Raw genomic sequence first — 20,994 nt, forward strand, 5'->3', positions numbered from 1 at the left:
TCAGAGGCGGAACAGGGTCTTTACCATGTCGAACAGGCTGGCGATCTCCTGGACCACCATCATCAGGACCACCACCAGGGCGGCTAAGGTGGTCATCATAGCCTGTTCGTCCCGGCCAGCCCGGCTCAGAACCTGGTTGAGTACCGCCACCACGATCCCAATCGCGGCGATCTTAAAAATTAGATCTACGTCCAATGCGAACCCCTCTTTCGTGTCAAGATCAGATCAGCAGGATGACCAAAAATGCTCCACCCGTCAGCCCAAGGGCCTGACACACCCTGCCCTGCCGCCGGCTCTCTTCCGCATCCTTCTCCCGTTCTTCCTCCAAATGGCGGCGGGCAGCGGAGATACCCTGTATCTGGGCCTGGCTGTCATAGCGCCCAAGCAGCTCGCCCAGGGGATAGAGGCAGGCCCGCCCACTCTCTCCCAGCTCCCTCCGGCGGTCTATCAGAGTGGGCCAGGACCTGGACAGCCCCTCCCGATCCAGATGCTCCAGCGCCTGCCGGAGATCCTGAAAAAGCAGTCTGGCCTGTCCCCTTGTCCGGCCTGACAGGTCATCCACCAGATGGGGCAGGGGGGCTCCCCCCAGCTCCAGCTCCCGTTCCAGCAGTTCCAGTCCCTCCGCCACTTCTCCCATGGCCCTTCCTCTGGCCCGCATCTCCCAGGAGGCGCGAAACCCAATCCAAGCACATCCGGCGGCCAGCAGGGTGGCACCTAAAAGTCTTATCATTCATCCCAACTCCTCTATTTGATAGCTCCTTCCAGCGCCCTCCCGTCGGATGAGGAGCAGCTTTTGAAAGATACCTGCTTCCATCAACGCCCGGTACAGGGGGCGCCGCTCCAGGTCTTCCCGGCTGTTCCCATGGGCCGTGGCCAGCAACGTAACTCCGCAGCCAGCCGCGGTTCTCAGGGCGGCTACATCCTCCGGCGCCGTAATCTCATCTACAGCCAGCACCTGGGGATTCATCGCCCGCATCAGAAGCATAAGCCCCCGCGCCTTTGGACACCCCTCCATTACATCAGTTCTGGAGCCTACATCCAGCTGAGGACAGCCGCTGTAAAGGGCTGCCACTTCCCCACGCTCGTCCATCAAGGATACGCGCCGCGGTTGGCAACCATCTCCGTCCGACACCCGGCGGACTAAGTCCCGGAGGAGCGTAGTCTTTCCGGCCCCCGGCGGAGCCAGAATCAGCGTACTGACTAGCTTCCCGCCTGGGCACAGCCTGCCCAAGACCGGGTCAGAGGCATTCCTCACCTGTCGCGCCACACGGATGGCCGCCGAGGAAAGCTGCCGCAAGCTGTGAATTTCTCCCTCCCGCAGAACAGCGGTGCCACACAGGCCGATCCGATGCCCCCCTTCCACCGTCAAGTATCCTCGTCTGAGTTGGTCCAGTACGGCATGAACCGAGGCCCTGCTGGCAATCTCCACCAGCTGCTCCAGCTCACCCGCTCGCACCGGTTCCCCGCCTAGCGGCCTCTCTCCCTCTGGAAATACCGCCGACATGGGCTGTCCCACCCGGAGCCGCAGTTCCTCCGCTCGGCATTGATCTTGGAGCGGGAGGGAGAATGCCTCCTGCCGCAGTCTGGGCGGCAGAACGCCCACGACCTGCCGATATGCCTGTTCTCGTATCATTTGTTCCATTCTTTTCCACCGACCTTTGCCTTATCCTATGAGGACAGGCCCTGGGATATGACCAGTAAAATATTTTCCTCTCTCATCCTAGGGACTCTCAAGCTGCATACCAGTGGGAAACTGAATTTTTCTCCTTGACATTTTTATTTTTATATGATATATTTCGCACATATGATAAAAATATATCACATAACAATACATCACTGATGTACAGGAGGAGTATATGAAACATCCATTCAACTATCTCTCATTGGCCGCCCTTCCCGCGCTAGCCAGCCTGCTCTATTTCCCCACCGGAGAGCGCGACTATCTCTGTTTTCTCGGTTTTTTGGTTTTTCTTCGATACCTGTGGGTCAACCCTGACGAGTTGTTCTTACTCTCTGTCCGTAAAGCGGCCACTGGCGCCTTCCTGCTTCAGTTCGCGCTGATCTGGCCCTGCCTGTTTCTATTCCATTTCCTGGCTCCCCAGGCAAATCCCATGCCCCAGGCCCTCGGGATCAGTTGGGCCGCCGGTGTCATCTTCTTCTGTCTGTACCACAGCTGGTTGGAGTGGAGAGAGGCGGGAGGATTGGAATGAGCCTGAAAACACGCATCCGGGAATTGCGGGCCCGTGACAGACTTAGTCAGGAAGATCTGGCCCGGAAGGTGGGGGTACGCCGGGAGACCATAGGCAATCTGGAAAACGGCAGGTATAACCCCTCCCTAAAGTTGGCCATGGACATCGCCAAGGTATTTGATACTACCGTGGAAGATATTTTTTTCTTCTTTGACGAATCAGCATCCTAGGACTGATGCTGAAAAAAATTCTCTCTCCTTTTTCTATGAAACAGTGAGGGTATCAGGATGCTTCCTTTCCGGCATAGTCCCATAGCAGTGTAAAGGAAGAGAAGTTCTCTAACAAAAATACCTCTGTCCCACACTGAAATCTGGACAGAGGTATTTTTCGTATAAAGTTCTTTATAAAGATTCTAAATACTTCTTTCGCCGCACGGACAGCCGTGCGTCAGTTACAAAATTCCTTCGCCACCTCGACAATATGCTCTGCGGACAGGCCAGCCTCCTTCAGCAGAGCAGCGGCGGGGCCAGAGTGTCCAAATTCGTCATTTACACCTATGCGCTTTACTGGAGTAGGATGCTTTTCACTGAGCAGCGCGCATACGGCCTCACCCAATCCGCCAATCACACTGTGTTCTTCACAGGTGATTATTTTGCCGCAGTCCCTGGCTGCGGCCAGGACGATTTCTTCATCCAGTGGTTTGATAGTACAGAGATTGATCACACGGGCACTGATCCCTGATTCTTTCAAGATTCTTCCCGCCTCAGCCGCTTCATTGACCATCAAACCGGTCGAGAGGATCGCTACATCAGTTCCGTCCTGAATCATCTCGCCCTTGCCAATCTGGAATGTAAACGTATCCTCATCATGGAATACAGGCACAGCCAGTCTGCCAAAGCGCAGGTAAACCGGCCCTTGATGCTCATAAGCAGCCTTAACAGCGGCCCTTGCCTCCACATCGTCAGAAGGGCAGAGGACAACCATTCCAGGGATGGAGCGCATCAGCGCGAAATCCTCACAGCACTGATGTGACGCCCCGTCCTCTCCTACCGAAATTCCCCCATGGGTAGCGCCGATCTTCACATTTAAATGGGGATAGCCGATTGAGTTACGGATCTGCTCAAAAGCCCTTCCAGCGGCGAACATGGCAAAGGTGGAGGCAAAGGGCACCAGTCCCATAGCCGCAGCCCCTGCCGCGGCCGCCATCATATTTCCCTCTGCGATCCCACAATCGAAATGACGGTCAGGATATTCTTTTTGAAAGACATTTGTTTTGGTCGCCCCTGCCAAATCGGCGTCAAACACAATCAGGTCCTTATGTTGAGCAGCTAATTCTTTCAAAGCACGTCCATAACTGTCGCGGGTCGCGATTTTTTTGATATCCGCCATTTTACATCGCCTCCACTTCTGCCAGATGGGCTGACAATTCCCTCATGGCAATCTCATATTCCTCATCATTCGGGGCTTTTCCGTGCCAGCCGACCTGATTCTCCATATAACTGACACCTTTCCCTTTGACCGTTTTCATCACAATGGCAAAAGGTCTGCCTTTGGTCACTCTGGCCATATAAAAAGCCGCTTCAATCTGCTCAAAGTCGTGTCCATCTATTTCCATGGTCTCTATGCCAAAGGCGCGCAGTTTATCAACAATCGGATAGGGGTTCATCACATCCGCGACATTTCCGTCAATCTGCAATCCGTTGTTATCGATAATGACACAGAGGTTGTCCAGCTTATAGTGATGAGCGAACATCATAGCCTCCCAGACTTCCCCTTCTTGGATCTCTCCGTCGCCCAGCAGAGCGTATACCCGGCAGCTTTTGCCCTGATATTTCGCTGCCAGAGCCATCCCCGCGGCCGCGGATATTCCCTGCCCCAGAGAGCCAGTAGACATATCTACACCTGGAGTTTCATTCATATTTGGATGGCCTTGAAGATAGCTGCCAATGTGCCGGAGCGTCAAAAGATCCTCCACTGGGAAAAAGCCTCTGTTCGCCAAAGCCGCGTACAGCCCCGGCGCCGTATGTCCTTTTGAGAGCACAAATCGGTCCCGATCCTCCCAGCCTGGCCTATTTGGGTCTACCCTCAACTCTTTAAAATAGAGAAATGTGAACAGGTCCGCGGCGGACAAGCTGCCGCCGGGGTGACCCGCCTTCGCGCTGTGTGTCCCCTCAATCACGCCCATGCGCACTTTACAGGCCATCATCTCTAACTGCTTTTTTTCCTGGGCTGTCATAGTTACTCCTTCTTTCTCCTGTCAGTGTTGTTTCCATGTTTCTTTTTAGTTGCTCAATGAATCGCCAATCGAATCGGATATTTCATCCAATCCAACTGCCGTATGAAGCGAAATTCCGGTTCTCACCGCGCATTAAAAATCTCATCGATGATCTGCTATCTTGTGTATTTGTTCCCAATTTTCTTTCATGGATGCTCATAAGTATGTCCTGCGCCCACGGACTCCCCAAAAGCACCAGGAAGTATGTTTTATTATATTTGTTTTCAGGCAAAAATGCAAGACTGTCTTAGCCTCTAGCTGACTATTCCTTTTCCAATGGTCATTCTGTTGGCACCAAAAGATGTGTCTTCTTCAATCCCTTGACGCAGTGAGAAATGCCTGAAACACCCGCTTTATCATTCAGAGGAGCTCAACAGAAGAAATCAGGCGAAAGGATTGGGCGCAAATTTGTATAGATTTGCGCCCAATCCTCTCTTTACTATATTGATTGACCTATCTATTTATTTTCCATGCTGTCTGGCCGCATACAGGGTATTTTCCATCAGCATAGCCCTGGTCATCGGGCCTACCCCGCCCGGAACAGGTGTAATGTAAGACGCCTTGTCAACTATTGAGCCATAGTCCACATCGCCGCACAGCTTCCCCTGTTCATTGCGGTTCATGGCCACGTCGATGACAACGGCCCCCTCCTTCACCATATCCGCGGAGATCAGGCCGACCCGTCCGGCGGCAGCTACCAAAATATCTGCCTGGAGGCACATCTCTTTTAGATTCCTGGTCCGGGTGTGACAGATGGTGACAGTGGCATTCTTTTGGACCATCAGCATGGCCTGGGGCTTCCCTACGATATTGGACCGGCCCACAATGACACAGTGCTTCCCTGCCGGGTCGATCCCATACTCCTGCAGAAGTTCCATAACACCAGCTGGGGTGCAGGGCTTGAAGCCCTCCTCCCCGATCATCAGCTGTCCCACATTGAAGGGGTGAAAGCAGTCCACGTCCTTATCCGGCCGGACAGCCAGCAGCACCTCCTTCTCATTCAGGTGGCTGGGCAGAGGCAGCTGCACCAGTATCCCGTCAATATCCTCTCTGTCATTCAGGGCGGCCACCAGCTCCAACAGCTCTTTCTGGGTGGTCTCCCCCGGCAGGGCGTACTCCTCACTGTAAATTCCGCACTCTCCGCAGTCTTTTTTCTTTCCGTTCACATAGACCCGGGAGGCGGGGTCGTCCCCAACCAACACCACAGCCAGCCCAGGCTTTATGTCAAGCTGTTCCACCTGACGGCGGACCCGCTCCTTTACCTTGGCGGCCAGAGCCTTTCCGTCCATTACGATCGCTGCCATCGGTTAATCCTCTCCTCTGCCTTCCTCATTTTTCTCTTTCTGGGTGGTATCTTCGCTGTCCTCGTCTCCATCTTCGGTGGTGTCTGGGCCCTGACATTCCTGTTCCGCTGCTCCGGCCACCCGTTGAGCCGCCAGACGGTTTACATACAGCTTTTCCGGGCTGTGGCCCCTTTTCAGCAGCAGGAACAGCAGGACCGCTCCCGCCACCACAGCCGAGATAGCCGCCAGCGCCTGTGAGGTACGGATCGGCACCCCAAACAGCTCCAGGCCGAAGAAATAGAGGCTGTCGGTACGCAGGCCCTCGATCCAGGCCCGGCCAAGCCCGTACCAGAACACATAGAACAGGAAGCACTGTCCGTCGAACTTCCGCTTTCTGCCTACCAGATAGACCAAAATCAGCCCCACAAAGTTCCAGGCAGATTCATAAAAAAAGGTAGGATGTACCCCCAGCGTTCCGCTGAGGATGGCCTCGTAGCCGGCCTGGTCCACATAGCCCCACCGCAGCATATCCTCGGCAATGGATGGACCGCACATCCGCCAGGGCAGGGTGGTGACGCCGCCAAATGCCTCCACGTTCATGAAGTTGCCCCAGCGGCCTACCAGCTGGCCGATAAACAAGCCGTGCACCCCCAAATCGGCAAAAGCCAGGAAGCTGATCTTCCGCACATGGCAGAAGATTAGCAGTACGATAACCGAGGAAATGATGGCCCCATAGATGGCCAGCCCGCCATCGCCATAATTGAGTATCTTTCCCCAGTTCAGAGAGCCGTCCGCATTTTGGAAGATACTCAGGTTGAATATCACATAGTAGGCCCGAATGGCTACCAGGGCAGCCGGGACAGCGAAGATCATCATATCCAGGATCTGGTCCTCGTTAATCCCGAATCGCTTTCCCCACCGGGAGCACAGGATGACTGCCAGGATCAGGCCGGACACAATGATGATGCCGTACCAGTAGATCGGCCGGCCCAGTACCGTAAGCGCCACTCTGTTCAGGGTAAATTCCAGTCCCAGACCTGGAAAGGTCACCGTATTAATCAAGCCTGCCCCCCCTCTCTGGGACGGACCACAGACAGGGCCGCGCGCTCCTCCGTGACCCAGCGGCCGATCAGGTCCTCCGCCTCCTCCTTGGTGATGGAGCTGAACAAGTCCGCAAATTGGAGGAAGTTCACCCCGGCGAAGAAGGATCGAGCCTGACCCACACACAGGTTTTCGAAGGAATTGAGGCCCCGGACCTTGTTGCCGTAGACGCCCTTCTTCAACCGCTCCCAAAGCTTGCCGTCAATGCCCTCCCGGCCGATGCGACCGGCCTCCTCAGCCACCGCCATTCGGACCGCCTCCGGGTCCTTGGACTCCCCCCCGGCGCACAGGAAGGAACAGCCAGGATAAGACTCATACCCGTAGGAGAAATTCTGATTGATGAGCCCCTCCCGGTACAGCTTGGAATACAGCGGAGTGGAGTTGCCCAATAGGCCCTCCAGGGCCAGCTCGGCCACCAGCTCCTGACGCAGACCACTCTCGCCCCTCTGGGGGGCGTCGCCCTTGTAGCCCAGCTGGAAGATGGGGGTGGACACCTCCATCCGCTCCTCCACCAGGGACTTGGCCACACGGTCGGCCTCCTTCTCCCCATAGTCCTTGGCGGCGATTGAGCCCGCCTGCCTGGGCAGGATCTCCCGGGCCACCTGGCAGATATGCTCCGCCTCCACAGGGCCCGCCACGCACAGCACCATGTTGGCCGGATCGTAGAAGGCCTTGTGGCAGGCGTACAGGGTGTCGGCGGTGATGTGGGAGATGGACTCCACACTGCCCGCCACGCTCACCCGGATGGGGTGGTGCTGGTACAGGGCGGCCATCAGGTTCATAAAGACCTTCCAGTCCGGGTCGTCCTCGATCATGCCGATCTCCTGTCCGATGATGCCTTGTTCCTTGTCTACGCTCTCCTGAGTAAACCAGGGGACAGAAACAAAGGAGAGGAGGATGCGCAGGTTCTCCTCAAATTTCTCCGTGGACTCGAAGTAGTAGCCCGTGATGGCGGAGCTGGTAAAGGCGTTGGGGGAGGCCCCGTTGGCCGCCAGGTCCTGGAGGGCGTTGCCCTCCTTGGTATCGAACATCTTGTGCTCAAGGAAGTGGGCCACACCGGCCGGGCTCTGATGCCACTGGCCGTCCAGACAGAATTTCATGTCCATGCCGCCGTAGTTGGTGGCAAAGAAGGCATACCCCTTCTGAAATTCCGGCTTTGGGAATACGAACACATTGAGTCCGTTGGCCAGCTTTTCGTGGTACATCCGCTCCCCTACCCGGGAAAATTCCAGCTTTTCCATGGCTCAACCCTCCTTGCCCTTCAGGAAATATACAGTGTCCAGCTCCAGCTTCCGGGCCACGGCGGACACCTGCTCCCGTGTGACCTCCTCAAACTGGGCGGTCAGCTCCGGGATGGTGGTATCCAGGCCGGCGGCGGCCTGGCCCAGCCAGAACTCCTCCTGCCGGCCCTGGTCGTCCAACGTGGCCAAGTGGCCGCCGATCAGGGTGCGCCTGGCTCCCTCCAGCTCCCAGTCCTGGATCTCACCCCGGCGGATGGCCTCCAGTTGGGACAGGATCTCGTCCTTGGCCGTCTGGTATTTGTCAAACTCGATACCAGAGGATACCAGGACCAGCCCCTTCATCTTCTCCAGCATAGAGCTGGCGTAGTAGCACAGGGACAGCTTCTCCCGGACGTTCATAAAGAGCTTGGACAGAGTAGTCCCGCCAAAGACGGCATTGAACATGGTCAGGGCCGGGTAGTCCTCCTCCCAGCAGGTAACGCCTCCGGTGCGGAAGCCCAGGGCCAGCTTGCCCTGGCTCACGTCCATGGCCTCCTCCACCACCTGGGGCTGGGGTCCGGCCGTGATGCGTACCTCGCAATCCGGGTCCAGGCGCTCTCCGCTTATCGGAAGGGCAGCCAGAGCGGTACGCAGGGCCCCCTCCGCCCGCTCGGGCTGGGCGGAGCCGCAGTAGTAGACCTCAATGGCCGCCCCCTTCAGCAGCTCCTGATAGCGCCGCCAAAGGGAGTCGGGGGTGACGGCCGCTACGCTCTCCTCATCCCCCAGCTTGTCCACCCCAAAGGCCTCCTCTCCGCACATAAGCTGAGTAAGGCGGTAAGTGGCATAGGTCCGCTTGTCATTGATCTGGCTCCGGATCCGGTCGGTCAGGTTGTTCTTCTCCTGGTCCGTATACTCGGAGCAGAAGCAGCCGTCCTGGGTGTAGGGAGAGAGCAGCATCTCCCCCAGAAGGGCGGCTGCAGACTCCAAAATCTTTTCTCCTTCCAGGGCGTAGGCGTCGTCCAGAAAGCTGGCCACAAAGCCCACACACTGGGTCTCTCCTTTTTTGCGGACCAGCGGCTCAATGGCGCCTCCGTACAGCTCGTCCAGAGCCGCGGACAGGGTCTCCATGTCCGGGTGGGCGGCCGTGCCACGGCGGAGGACATAGGGGATCAGGGCGTTAGCCGCCGCCGTGTCCCGGTCCAGGGGAGCCAGTAGAGTGATAGAAAGATAGGAGCTTTTGAATTTGTCGGTGTGGACCGTACGCAGCCACACACCGGGAAAGAGCTCCCGGCGAGTCGTTTCAGACATAAAACAGTTCCTTTCTCCGGATAGTAAAAAGGGACGAACCCTTTTTTCTCAGCTTGGATATCATACCACGATTTGGCAGGGAAAGTAAAGAGCTGTGAACAGGTTCGGAGCTCTCTCCATGGCTAATCGAGCCTGTTTTTCCCACGCTCCCTCCAGAGGGCCCCGCCCTGGAACCGCTGTTCCAAGCTCAGGGGATGACCACCCTCAGGTGATGCTCTCCCTCCAGTTCCTTCAGCGCCACCTCGTCCACAGGCTGTCCGTCCAGCAGGGCCACATCAGCCTCTCCCCGCTCAACCCGGATCAGCAGCGTACCACGCTCCAGCCGCCACTCCGCCTGATAGCCCGGCCAGTCGGATGGCAGTCTGGGCTGTACCCGCAGACGTCCCTCCTTGACCTTTAGTCCAAGCAGCTCCTGGACCGCCACCTGCCAGAACCAGCCCGCCGCCCCGGTATACCAGCTCCAGCCTCCCTGTCCTTCTCGGCCGGTCGCGTAGGATACGTCGGCAGCCAAAACATAGGGCTCCGCCCGGTATCCCTCCGTCGCGTGGCAGGCAGGCAGCAGCGCCCGCAGCACCTCCCAGCCTTCCCCTGCCCTTCCCAGACGGAAGCAGGCCATGGCCAGCCAGACCGCGCCGTGGGTATACTGCCCGCCATTTTCCCGCACACCGGCCGGGTAGCCTTTGATATAGCCGGGGTCCTTTCGTCCTTTTCCGTCGAAAGGAGGATCAAAGAGACGGACCACCTGTCGCTCCCGGTCAAAGAGCCGGGTCAGCGCGGCGGACACCGCCCGGTCCGCCCTCTCCCGGTCCGCTCCCTGGGGCAGTACGGAGAAGGACTGGGCGATGGAGTCGATCTGACACTGATCGCTCTCCCGGCTGCCCAGGGGAGTCCCATCGTCATAGTAGCCCCGGCGGTACCAGTTCCCGTCCCAGGCCGCCTGGGCCGCCGCCAGGTACTTCTCTCCCTGGGCCAGCAGCTCCTGGGCCAGCTCCTCCTCCCCGCTTCGCTGGCAGAGGGGGGCAAAATCCTGAAGCACCATAGTCAGGAACCAGGTAAGCCACACCGACTCACCCCTTCCGGCGGCCCCAACCCGGTTCATGCCGTCGTTCCAATCCCCGCCGCCCATCCGTGCCAGTCCATGGGACCCGGTTCCCCGGTCCAGGACGCACTGGATAGCAGATAGGGCGTGGTGGTAAAGGGTATCTGTCTTGGAGCTGACTTGAGGGATCTCATACCGCTCCATCTCTTTGGGCTCCAGGGGCCTGGATGTCAGATAGGGGACCTGCTCCTTCAGTACCTCCCAATCCCCGGTGACAGAGCAGTAGCGGCACAGCACCCAGGGCAGCCACAGCAAGTCGTCCGAGATGCGGGTCCGTACACCGGCCCCTGCCGGCGGGTGCCACCAGTGCTGGACATCCCCCTCCTCAAACTGACGGGAGGCGGCCAACAGCAGCTGTTCTCTGGCGCGCTGAGGCCAGGTATACAGGAGCGCAGCCACATCCTGAAGCTGGTCCCGGAAGCCGAAGGCGCCGCCGTTCTGGTACTGGGAGGTCCGCGCCATCAGTCGGCAGGCAGTCACCTGGTACAGGCACCAGCCGTTGAGGTAGTGGTCCAGCGCCCGGTCCGGGGTGGACAAGGTAAGGGAGGACACCCGCTCCCTCCACCATGTCAGGGTCTCGCCCCTCAAATCCAAATACCGCTTAGTGGAAAACCGGGATTCCAGCCCTCTGTGTCCCGGCTCTGTGACCAGAGTCAAAGGCAGTCCCTGGGCAAGAGGGCGGGCCATGGGCTCCCCCTCTCCCATGCGGTAGGAGAGTGTCCCGCTTGTTCCTGCCAGGGTGAAGGTCAGGATCCGCTTTGTCCCAATGAGAGGTACAAACGCCTCTGTTACCAGCCGTCCTGTCCCCATCTGCTTTTCCCACCGTGCAAAGCCCGGTCCGTAGGTGACCGTACAGGGACAGCCGTCGCCATCAGCAAAGACAGACCACTCCTTCTCCTCTAAGCTTACCATAATTTTTTCCGGTCCACCGATTGCCAGAGGGTCATTGCTCCATGGAGTCAGTTTTCCTTCCCTGGAATTTCCCCCTGTCCAGAGCAGCCCGTTTCCTGTCTCATCGGTGAGCCATCCGAATTGAGAATTACATAACACCTGGCTCCAGCCCACTGGAGGGAGCGCCTTCCCTGTCCGGATGAGAACGGTCCCCTCCTCCCCCGCCCTCCATTCCGGCTGGGCCAGGGAGAGGCGGACCGGGGTGGCGGGGGAGAGTTTTTCCTCTCTCTGCTCTCCCGGTCCCATAGGGAGGATCACCCTGGCCCAAGCCAGAGCGGCAGGGGCCGCTCCGCTGTCCGCCAGGTGGATTCCCCCCTTCGCCCCCAGAGCCGATTCGGCCCCCAGCGTCTTCAGTTCCTCGGTTAGAGCAGTACGCAGGGGGCGGCGATAGTCGCCCCCCTCTTCCACCAGCAGGACCAGGTCAAAGGGATATCCAGAACGGGTCAGGAGCTGGTGCCACCGGCACCAGAGGACAGCCTGTTCTCGCCCCTCCCCCTCGGTCACTGGACCCACCGCCAAGGGAAAGTCCCCCGAAATTCCATAGGGCCACAGGGCGCTCTTTGGCGGCCGTTCCCCCGGCTCCTCTGCCGCGGACAGCCGGGACAGCAGTTGGAACGCCTCTATCCCCTGCCGCTCTGTCAGGGATAGCTTTCTCGCCAAAGGAGCCAGAGAGGCTGCCTCCCCCGCCTGTCCTCTCAGGATGTTCCTTGCTCCCGTGGAGGCCGCGGCCGGGGTATCTCCAGCTCCCAGTGCCAGGGCGAACACCGCCCGCTCCCCTGGCTCCAGTAATACCGGGAAGCGGACCATCAGGCAGGGATCTGTGCCCACCCCCCGCTCCAGGGGACCGGCCCTCCGGCCACCCAGAGCCCTGAGACCCCCCCTGCCAAGGGCAGAGGCCCGGTCCAGGCAGGCTGTGATCCCCTCCCCCTCCCAGAGGACAGCCAGGGACAGGACCTTTTCCTCCCCCCTGGGACGGCGCTGAAAGAGAACGCCGTGGTCATCCAGCTCTCCCTCCAGAAACAGGCGGGAGAAGGCGGGGTGGGACTGGAAATCGGCCAGTGGGCACAGTACCGGCTCCAGATAGGCGAGCAGCTCGCCCTCCAGCCGCCCCTCCCCGGTCCAGGATAGCTCTACTCTACGCAGCTCCCCGTTTTCTCGCCGGGGGACGGCCAGGGTGGTCCGGGTGGCCAATCCTTCCCAGGTAAAAGTCCAGGCGGCTCCGGCGCTGTGAAACTCCCAGCTATATTCTCCCTTCTGGTACAGAGGGGCCGGGGTCAGGCCGAAGATCCCCTCTCTCCCCTGGAAAAATAAGGATATTCCGGCCGGGGCATAGTATTGTCCGAGCTTGGCCAGGGTGATCTGGCAGTCCCCCATCCGGGAGGCGGTAAGGCCGTTGTCACAGGCCAGGACCGACCAGCTACCATTAGACACCAGATGGCACTCCGGCGCCAGACGCCCAAACTCCCGCCCTGCCCGCACCAAAGCGGGGCCCTGGACGGGCCTGAGTTTTTCCGGGATGTCCCGCTCCGTCTGGCGCATGATAGGCGCCCCCACAGGGACCCGCTCCTGGAGCAGCTCCCGATAGGCGGCCATGTCGCAGTCCTTCATAAACCGCCGCTGCATCACATTGTCGTTGAGGGCGTTGTCAATGGCAATCAGGCTCATCCCCAAGTGGTGAGACATATAGGAACGGACCACCTCATGGTCCTGTCCCTCCGTCATCCGGGCAGGGGTATAGTCCACCGCCTCATATAGACCATAGGGCCCCTCCAGTCCCATATCCCGGAGTCTCCGCAGGTTGCGCAGGGCGCTTCGGGGAGCCAGCAGGAGGGCCAGGAAGGAGGAGTAGGGTGAGACTACCAGCTCGGAGTCCAGCCCCCGCTTCAGCCCTAGGGCCTGGACCCCGTGGGCCTTGTACTGGTAATTCATGCCGGGGTCAAAGGCGTAGAAGGCGGATTCCGAGATGCCCCAGGGAGTATGTGTCTTGTTCCCCCGCCGCTTCTGGGCATAGACGCAGAAGGACAGGGATTCGTACATAAAGGAATTTGGCTCGCAGGGCAGCAGCAGGTTGGGCATGAAGTATTCGAACATGGTCCCCGTCCAGGAGGCCATACCGCTGTAATCGTTGTCCCCCAGCATCATCCTGCCCAGCCTTCGCCAGTGCCGGGGCGAGACCTCTCCACGGGCTACGGAGATGAAGCTGGTCTGACGGGCCTCGCTGGCCATCAGGTCATACCACCCCGGCGTCAACCGGTCCCGCTCCGCCTCGTATCCAATGGAGAACAGCCTCCTCTCCCGGTCATAGAGGGGAGCGCAGTCCATAGCGTCGGACAGGCGCTCCGCCCGGCGGGCCAGTACATCCTCCCCCCACTGGTACAGCCCCTCCCGCAAAGCGATGAGGCAGCCCCGGAGATTGCCGCTGTCCACTGTGGACACATACCGGGGCTGGAGGGGCCGGAGGGAGGCGGTGTCGTACCAGTTGTACAGATGTCCCCGCCACTTCTCAAGCTCCTCTATCGTATCCAGAATGTGGGAAATGAGGTCGATCCCCCGCTCCCGCGGGATCAGCTTCAGGTCCGCCGCCGCCATGACAGACAGCAGAGCCATTCCGATGTTGGTGGGGGAGGTCCGTCGGGCCAGTCCCTGGCTGGGCTGCTCCTGCCAGTTGTCCGGAGGGAGAAAGTGGTCCTCCTGCCGGAGGAAGGCGTCAAAATATCCCCAGATGAGGGCCCCCTGGTGGAGGAGAAAGCTCCGGTCCGTGGGGGGCAGCTCCTTGCCCTTTTTGCCGGGCCTGCTGATGGCCCAGGCCAGAGCTGGAGCCATCAGCCACACCAGGCCCACCAGCCGTCCGATGCGCAGTTGGGCCAGAAGAAGCACGGCACCCCCTATGACCACGGAAAACCAGCATTTTTTCCCGTAGAACCATAGGCCGTCTCTCCCCTTTTCCGCCTGAGCGGCAGTGACCCAGGCCAGCAGGCCCCTCTTGGTGACGCCCATCCGCCACAGGGCCGTTGCGGCGGCGGTGGCGGCGGTATATGCCTGATATGGCAGAAGGACCAGCTGGAGGGCGGTCTGCAGGATGACTCCCGCCAGCCCGGCGATGACCGTGGAATGGTAGCGGCGGTGTTTACCGTTCCGCCGCCTGGCAGCCAGCTCCGCTCCGGAGAGCAGCAGGTTGGAGGCGGCGGCCAACACCGCCACGCCCCCCGCCCAGGCGAAAGCCCGGCCCGAAAAGCAGATGCCAAGCACCAGGGCTGCCAGGGTGCCCACCGGAGACAGAGAGCGGCGAAGATTGTCAAAGATTTTCCACCGGGCCAGAAGGGACAGCGGATTGTCCTCGGTCCCACCCTGGCCATCAGGAACCTGGTTTTTCAGCCAGGGCAGCAGCTGCCAGTCCCCCCGGATCCATCGGTGGAGCCGGGCAAAATAGCCGTACACTTTATAGGGGCAGCCGTCGGTCAGCTCCACTTCCCCCAGCAGGCCCGCCCGGAGGTAGCTGCCCTCCAGCAGGTCGTGGGACAGGATGGCGTTCTCCGGAAAACGGCCATCGAGGCAGGTGAAGAAGGCCTCCACCTGGAAAATTCCCTTTCCGGTATAGGTGCCCTGGTCAAAGAGATCGTGGTACACGTCGCTGGCTGTGGAGCCATAGGGGTCCACGCCCCCCAGGCCACCATAGACACGGGAGAAAAAGGACCGGTTGGCCGCCTCCAGTTCCACGGCCACCCGCGGCTGGAAGAGGGCGTGTCCAGAAGTGACGACCCGCCGCTGTCCGTCCACCACCGGCTGATTCAGGGGATGGGCCATAGCCCCCACCATCTCACGGGCGGTGCCTACGTTCAGGCTGGTGTCGCCGTCCAGTGTAATGACATATGTCACCTCACGCAGCCAGTCCTCCTCCCCCACCTCTGTCCGCAGGCCGGTCGACTTCCTTTTCAGCAGACGGACCAGTTCGGTGAGGGCCCCCCTTTTTCTCTCCCAGCCCATATACTTCTCGTCCTGGGCACTGAAGGCCGGCCGGCGGAAAAAGAGATAGAAACCGCCGCCGTATTTCTCGTTGAGAGCTTGGATAGCTCTATGGGCGCTGGTCACCCAGGCAGCTCCCTCCTCTCCCATGGGGGCAGCGCCGTCAGGCAGGTCGGCCAGAATGCCGAAGCGCAGCTCTGGACCGCTGTCCCGGTTTGCCAGCCGGTATCGCTCCAGCAGGGCGGCCAGCTTGGGGCCGCTGTCCTCCCCGGTGAGCAGGGACACGACCACGCAAAGGGTGCGATTCTCCCTTGGGATACCTCCCTCCAACTCCATCCTGGGGACGGGCCGGGGAGGCACTATCCGAACCAGGCCAAAGTCCAGGACGTTCTTCACGATATCGGACAGGGGAAGCAGTAGGAGCAGGGACAGCCACAGGCTCCCAGCGGCCACCCACAGGCCCGCCGCCAAAGCCAGAGACAGCCCAACCACCGCCCCCCCATAGCCCAGCCCGGAGGGAAGGCGCTTCTCCCGGCCCAGAGGCTGCCGGTACAGGTACCAGCCGATATGTCTGGCAGCCCCAGTCCCCCGTTTGGCCAGTTCCAGGGCCTTACGGGCGGTCTGGCTCTCCTCCAGGCGGAATTTTTTGGCCAGGCGGCACACCTGCTGGCGGTAGCGCCGCCTGGTGTCGTCGTCCATGTGGGGATAGTGGCCTGAGGGGTCCTGGGTCAAAATCTCTTCCACTCGGCTGATCTCCTCCAGCAGAGGGCCCCAATTCTCCCCCTCCAGCGCACGCAGGGCAGAAAAGAGATGCTCCAGCCGTCCAGGGTCAGTCCGCCCCTGCCGGAGCTCCTCCAACTGTCCGGCCTCCTGGGCCAGCTCCTGGATCAATTCTATCGCCAGGACCGGGACCAACAGGGATAGTTCCCGTTCCGTCAGCGGCTGAACAGTCTGAAAGGCTTTCAAATACCAGGTCAAACGCTCCCGCTCCAGGTGAGGGACCGCCCACACTCCTCCCCTGACACAGCGTTGGAGCAGGGCCCCTCCCTGTCCGTCCCCACGAAGCGGACCGGCCTTCTTCAGTGCCCGAAGGGCCTCCTCCCCCTCCCGCACCGCCAGGTAGTGGTTGTCCAGCAGCCACTCCACACTGGGCGGCAGGACCGCTTTCCTCTGGCTCCATTCACTCAGCTCCTCCTGAACCCGGTTCAGGATGGACAGATCCCTTTTCAGCCTTCGGACCAGCCGTCGGATTGGCACCTTCCCCCGCGGCTTCAGCTCCCGGGCGGCGTTGACGGCGTATTTGGTCAGATGGGCGTCGTCCATGGGGACATTGGGGGTATGGGACATGGCGATGTACCTCCTGTCAGTGTAAGTCACCGCGGCGCGCGGCCGGACCACTTCCGGTTCTTCGCTCCGCTATTTCTCCAGTTTCCCCCTCCTTCTGGGTGAATATACCAAAGCAGAGCCCTCTGCCCGCAAGGAATTTGACTTGACAACAGGAGAAAAATATGGTATGATTCCGTTTGTAAAGTTAATTGCCTTTACATTTTTTGTTTGAGGAGGTCAGGACCTATGAAAAGTCAGGCTTATCGCATGGCCATGCTCTATGATTTTTATGGCGATGTGCTCACTGACCGCCAGAAGGAATTTTATGACCTCTATTACAACGAGGACCTGTCCCTGGGCGAGATTGCCGAGAACTATGGCATCACCCGCCAGGGAGTCCGGGATGTTATCGTCCGGGCCGAGGCCATCCTCACCGAGTTGGAGGACAAGACCGGCCTGATCAAGCGGTTCCACACCATGCACAGCCAGTTGGAGCAGCTCCGCCAGGACGCCCAGCAGTTGGTGGAATTGGCTGCACAGCGGGACCAGGCCGACATGGAGCTGCTGGCCCTCCGGGTGCGGGATACCGCTGACCAGCTGTTAAAGGAGTAATCCATGGCATTTGAAGGACTTTCTGAAAAGCTGTCCGCCGCCTTTAAAAAGCTGAGGGGCAAGGGCCGCCTGTCCGAAGCCGATGTGAAGGAGGCCATGCGTGAAATCCGCCTGGCCCTTCTGGAGGCCGATGTCAGCTATAAGGTGGTCAAGCAGTTCGTGGCCCAGGTCACGGAGAAGGCTGTTGGGGCCGACGTGCTGGAGGCCCTGTCCCCGGCCCAGCAGATCATTAAGATCGTCAACCAGGAGCTTACCGAGCTGATGGGCGGGGCCAGCGCCAAGCTGACCATCGCCTCCAAGCCCCCTACGGTGGTCATGATGGTTGGCCTTCAGGGCGCCGGTAAGACCACCAACGGCGCCAAGCTGGCCGGTTTGATGAAGAGGCAGAACGGCAAGCGGCCCCTGCTGGCCGCCTGCGATATCTACCGCCCCGCCGCCATCAAGCAGCTGGAGGTAGTGGGCGAGCAGTTAGGCATCCCCGTCTTTCAGATGGGGCAGACAGATCCAGTGCATATCGCCAAGGCCGCGGTGGAGCACGCAATCAAACATGGCAATGACATGGTGTTCCTGGACACTGCCGGACGGCTCCATGTGGATGAAGCACTGATGGATGAACTACGCAGGATCAAGGCCGCTGTTTCTCCCACTGAGATCCTGTTGGTAGTGGACGCCATGATCGGCCAGGATGCGGTCAACGCCGCCAAAGCCTTTGATGACGCCTTGGATATCGACGGTGTAGTGCTCACCAAGCTGGACGGCGACGCCCGGGGCGGCGCTGCCCTCTCCATCCGGGCAGTAACTGGAAAACCCATCAAGTTTGTGGGCATGGGGGAAAAGCTGGACCAAATCGAGGTCTTTCACCCCGACCGGATGGCCAGCCGCATCCTCGGCATGGGCGACGTTCTCTCCCTTATTGAGAAGGCGGAGCAAAACTTCGATCAGAAGAAGGCTCTGGAGCTTCAGGAGAAGTTACGGAAAAACAAGTTTACCCTGTCCGACTTCTATGATCAGATGGTCCAGCTAAAGGGCATGGGCTCCCTGTCTGATATCGCCGGTATGCTTCCCGGCGTCAAGGCCTCTGATTTGGAAGGGGCCGCGCTGGATGGGAAGGCTCTCCAGCGAATGGAGGCCATCATCACTTCCATGACCCCCTATGAGCGGGAAAATCCCAGTATTCTCAATTCCAGTCGAAAAAAACGCATCGCCGCCGGATCTGGCACTCAGGTGGTGGATGTAAATCGACTACTCAAGCAGTTTGAGATGCTTCAGGCCATGACAAAGCAGTTTTCCGGCGGCAAGATGCCCAGAAGCCTGCGTAAGATGATGGGAAAAAAGGGCGGGATGATGCCTGGAATGGGACGGGGATTCCCTTTCTGAGACAGCCGCCAGTATAGGCCCCAGGGAGCGGAGCGCCAGATGCCCAAAGTGTATCTGAAGCAGAGCGGACTCCGCGCTGATGAGGTTGGCAAAGCGCCGCGCGCGCTTTCCATATAAATCTATCAATTCATTTGGAGGTGAATATAAATGGTTAAGATCAGACTGCGCCGCATGGGCGCCAAGAAGGCTCCCTTCTATCGTATCGTGGTGGCTGACTCCCGCTATCCTCGGGACGGCCGTTTCATCGAGGAGATCGGCATTTACAACCCTGTCGCCAACCCCGCCGAGCTGAATGTGGATGTGGAGCGCGCTCAGGCCTGGATCAAGACCGGCGCTCAGCCCACTGAGACCGTCCGTGATCTGCTGAAAAAAGCCGGTGCTCTGTAAGGCTGGAGGTTTTGCACACAATGAAAGAGCTTCTGACCTATGTCGCCCAAAACCTGGTGGAGCACCCGGAGCAGGTGTCCGTCACCGAGGCCGAGGGCGACGGCGAAACCGTCCTGGAGCTGCGGGTGGCTCCCGAGGATATGGGTAAGGTGATTGGCCGCCAGGGCCGCATCGCCAAGGAGATCCGTGTCCTGGTCCGCTCGCTTGCTCAACGGTCTGGAAAACGTGTTTCCGTAGAGATCGTCGACTAAAACAAAGGCGCAGGCTTTTCCTGCGCTTTTGTTTTCTTTCCATTTTCCTGGCGGCTTTCCGCCGCCTATGATATAAAATTTTCTGCAACGGAGGATATGCCATGCCGGCACAATATTTGGAAGTGGGCAAGATCACCAATGTCCACGGCGTCATGGGAGAGGTCCGGGTCCAGCCCTGGGCAGACTCCCCGGAATTTTTGTGCAAGTTCAAAACCCTCTATGTAGATCAGTCCCATTGGCCTATCCAGGTAGAGCGGGCTCGCGTCCATAAAAACATGGTTATCATCAAGTTTCAGGGGATCTGTGACGTTCCCTCTGCCCTGGCCATGCGCAACGCCATCTTGTATATCGACCGTAAGGATGCCCGTCTCCCCCAGGGCGCCTTTTTCCTGGCCGATATCTATGGGCTAGAAGCCCGTGACGCCCAGTCTGGACAAGTCCTTGGCAAGGTAGAAGACATTCTCACTTTGCCCGCCAACAATGTCTATGTCATCCGGGGCGGGGAGCGGGAGCTGATGATCCCCGCCGTCCCCCAGTTCATCGAGGAGACCAATGTGGAGGGCGGCTACCTGAAGATCCATATGATGGAGGGTCTGTAATGAAACGGGAATGGATGGGGGCTGCCCGGCTGGGTGTGGTCCTGTTTCTCCTTTATCTGGCTATCCACTACTGGGGAGCCCTGTCCTCCCTGCTCCTCTTGGGGCTGGGGGCCGCCTTCCCCCTGGTTCTGGGCGCCGTTATCGCTTACGCAGTCAATATCCTCATGAGCCTGTATGAGGGCTGGTACTTCCCCGATACCAAAAGTCCCTTTGTCATCAAAAGCCGCCGGCCGGTCTGCCTGCTTTTGGCTTTTGCCAGTCTGATCGCCATCGTTTTCCTCCTCATCCGCATGATTCTTCCTGAGCTGTTAGAGTGTACCCTGGTTCTCATCCAGGAGGTAGTGCCTATGCTGGAGAAGCTGAGTGAAAATCTGGACCTGTCCCAGTTCTTCTCCATCTCCAGCACCGCGCTGGCAGATGGCTCCATTAACTGGAAGGAGGTCATCACCTCCATTACTCAGTGGCTGGTCAAGGGAGTAGGTGGTGTCATGGGCTCGGTACTGTCCCTGGTTTCCGCCACGGTTTCCACCGCCTTTACCGCCGTCGTGAGCATCATTTTCTCCATCTATCTACTCTTGGGCAAGGAGAAGCTGGGCCGCCAGATCTCCCTAGTTATGAAGACCTATCTGAAGCCGGCCTGGTACAGCCATCTGGTTTACTTTCTTGAAACTCTCCACTCCTGTTTCCGCCGCTTCGTGGTGGGCCAGTGTACAGAAGCCGTCATCCTGGGCCTGCTGTGTATGGGCGGCATGATGCTGTTGCGGTTCCCTTACGCCTCCATGGTGGGAGCTCTCATCGGCTTTACTGCCCTGATCCCTGTGGCCGGCGCTTACATCGGCGCCGGTGTGGGAGCCTTTATGATCTTTACTGTATCACCCTTCCAATCGCTGTTCTTCCTGATTTTTATCGCGATCCTGCAGCAGCTTGAGGGCAATTTAATCTACCCTAAGGTAGTGGGCTCCTCCATTGGCCTGCCCGGTATCTGGGTGCTGGCTGCTGTCACCATTGGCGGCGGCGTCCTCGGCATTGGCGGGATGCTGCTGGCTGTCCCCT

Annotated in this window: 18 protein-coding genes; 8 read left to right on the forward strand and 10 right to left on the reverse strand. The window is 59.3% G+C overall.

Annotation, left to right across the window (positions count from 1 at the left end; genetic code table 11):
* From spoIIIAC to OCV64_RS14550, 3 genes are read right to left on the reverse strand one after another with little or no spacing between them, the layout of a single operon-like run.
* Nucleotides 1-195: a stage III sporulation protein AC gene (gene spoIIIAC, locus OCV64_RS14540; protein WP_147571984.1), complete on the reverse strand. Its 195-nt coding sequence runs from the start codon at nucleotides 193-195 to the stop codon at nucleotides 1-3.
* Between the two features lie 25 nt (nucleotides 196-220).
* Nucleotides 221-730 carry a stage III sporulation protein AB gene (locus OCV64_RS14545; protein WP_262670412.1) on the reverse strand — a complete coding sequence of 170 codons (510 nt, stop codon included), beginning with the start codon at nucleotides 728-730 and terminating at the stop codon, nucleotides 221-223.
* Nucleotides 731-1,642, reverse strand: coding sequence for a stage III sporulation protein AB (locus tag OCV64_RS14550; protein WP_147571986.1), 912 nt, complete (start codon nucleotides 1,640-1,642; stop codon nucleotides 731-733).
* Between the two features lie 214 nt (nucleotides 1,643-1,856).
* Here OCV64_RS14550 and OCV64_RS14555 point away from each other — a divergent pair, with 214 nt between their 5' ends.
* Nucleotides 1,857-2,210, forward strand: a complete 354-nt coding sequence (locus OCV64_RS14555; RefSeq protein WP_147571987.1) for a DUF3796 domain-containing protein — start codon at nucleotides 1,857-1,859, stop codon at nucleotides 2,208-2,210.
* Nucleotides 2,207-2,419 carry a helix-turn-helix transcriptional regulator gene (locus OCV64_RS14560; RefSeq protein ID WP_147571988.1) on the forward strand — a complete coding sequence of 71 codons (213 nt, stop codon included), beginning with the start codon at nucleotides 2,207-2,209 and terminating at the stop codon, nucleotides 2,417-2,419. The genes OCV64_RS14555 and OCV64_RS14560 overlap by 4 nt, the downstream gene beginning before the upstream one ends.
* Before the next feature lie 217 nt (nucleotides 2,420-2,636).
* On the opposite strand, the gene OCV64_RS14565 is transcribed toward OCV64_RS14560, so the two are convergent.
* The 7 genes from OCV64_RS14565 to OCV64_RS14595 form a co-directional block, all read right to left on the reverse strand.
* Nucleotides 2,637-3,578: a transketolase family protein gene (locus OCV64_RS14565; RefSeq protein ID WP_147571989.1), complete on the reverse strand. Its 942-nt coding sequence runs from the start codon at nucleotides 3,576-3,578 to the stop codon at nucleotides 2,637-2,639.
* Between the two features lies 1 nt (nucleotide 3,579).
* Complete coding sequence (locus OCV64_RS14570; RefSeq protein ID WP_147571990.1) at nucleotides 3,580-4,425, reverse strand: transketolase; 846 nt, start codon at nucleotides 4,423-4,425, stop codon at nucleotides 3,580-3,582.
* A 500-nt stretch (nucleotides 4,426-4,925) separates the two neighbouring features.
* Nucleotides 4,926-5,768: a bifunctional methylenetetrahydrofolate dehydrogenase/methenyltetrahydrofolate cyclohydrolase FolD gene (gene folD, locus OCV64_RS14575; RefSeq protein ID WP_240287501.1), complete on the reverse strand. Its 843-nt coding sequence runs from the start codon at nucleotides 5,766-5,768 to the stop codon at nucleotides 4,926-4,928.
* Nucleotides 5,769-5,771: 3 nt separating this feature from the next.
* Nucleotides 5,772-6,809 carry a prolipoprotein diacylglyceryl transferase gene (lgt, locus tag OCV64_RS14580; RefSeq protein WP_186853243.1) on the reverse strand — a complete coding sequence of 346 codons (1,038 nt, stop codon included), beginning with the start codon at nucleotides 6,807-6,809 and terminating at the stop codon, nucleotides 5,772-5,774.
* Nucleotides 6,806-8,089 carry an EF-P 5-aminopentanol modification-associated protein YfmH gene (gene yfmH, locus OCV64_RS14585; RefSeq protein WP_186853242.1) on the reverse strand — a complete coding sequence of 428 codons (1,284 nt, stop codon included), beginning with the start codon at nucleotides 8,087-8,089 and terminating at the stop codon, nucleotides 6,806-6,808. The genes lgt and yfmH overlap by 4 nt, the downstream gene beginning before the upstream one ends.
* A gap of 3 nt (nucleotides 8,090-8,092) precedes the next feature.
* Complete coding sequence (yfmF, locus tag OCV64_RS14590; RefSeq protein ID WP_262670413.1) at nucleotides 8,093-9,376, reverse strand: EF-P 5-aminopentanol modification-associated protein YfmF; 1,284 nt, start codon at nucleotides 9,374-9,376, stop codon at nucleotides 8,093-8,095.
* A 187-nt stretch (nucleotides 9,377-9,563) separates the two neighbouring features.
* On the reverse strand, nucleotides 9,564-16,736 hold the full coding sequence (locus OCV64_RS14595) for a GH36-type glycosyl hydrolase domain-containing protein (protein WP_262670414.1): 7,173 nt from the start codon (nucleotides 16,734-16,736) through the stop codon (nucleotides 9,564-9,566).
* A 225-nt stretch (nucleotides 16,737-16,961) separates the two neighbouring features.
* Between OCV64_RS14595 and ylxM the strand changes: the two genes are divergently transcribed.
* The 6 genes from ylxM to OCV64_RS14625 form a co-directional block, all read left to right on the forward strand.
* Complete coding sequence (gene ylxM / locus OCV64_RS14600) at nucleotides 16,962-17,327, forward strand: YlxM family DNA-binding protein (RefSeq protein WP_147571996.1); 366 nt, start codon at nucleotides 16,962-16,964, stop codon at nucleotides 17,325-17,327.
* Nucleotides 17,328-17,330: 3 nt separating this feature from the next.
* Nucleotides 17,331-18,704, forward strand: a complete 1,374-nt coding sequence (ffh, locus tag OCV64_RS14605) for a signal recognition particle protein (protein ID WP_262670415.1) — start codon at nucleotides 17,331-17,333, stop codon at nucleotides 18,702-18,704.
* A 147-nt stretch (nucleotides 18,705-18,851) separates the two neighbouring features.
* The gene (rpsP, locus tag OCV64_RS14610) at nucleotides 18,852-19,091 is read left to right on the forward strand and encodes a 30S ribosomal protein S16 (RefSeq protein ID WP_147571998.1); all 240 of its coding nucleotides are present in this window, start codon (nucleotides 18,852-18,854) and stop codon (nucleotides 19,089-19,091) included.
* 20 nt (nucleotides 19,092-19,111) lie between these two features.
* Nucleotides 19,112-19,342 (forward strand): KH domain-containing protein, encoded by a 231-nt coding sequence (locus tag OCV64_RS14615; RefSeq protein ID WP_186853238.1) that lies wholly within the window; start codon nucleotides 19,112-19,114, stop codon nucleotides 19,340-19,342.
* Nucleotides 19,343-19,443: 101 nt separating this feature from the next.
* Complete coding sequence (rimM, locus tag OCV64_RS14620) at nucleotides 19,444-19,941, forward strand: ribosome maturation factor RimM (protein WP_262670416.1); 498 nt, start codon at nucleotides 19,444-19,446, stop codon at nucleotides 19,939-19,941.
* On the forward strand, nucleotides 19,941-20,994 hold a 1,054-nt coding region (locus OCV64_RS14625; protein WP_262670417.1), incomplete at its 3' end, for an AI-2E family transporter. The genes rimM and OCV64_RS14625, both read left to right, overlap by 1 nt.

Origin of the sequence: Muriventricola aceti (genome assembly GCF_025567565.1) — a bacterium.
In the GTDB taxonomy this organism is placed as follows: domain Bacteria; phylum Bacillota; class Clostridia; order Oscillospirales; family Oscillospiraceae; genus Lawsonibacter; species Lawsonibacter aceti.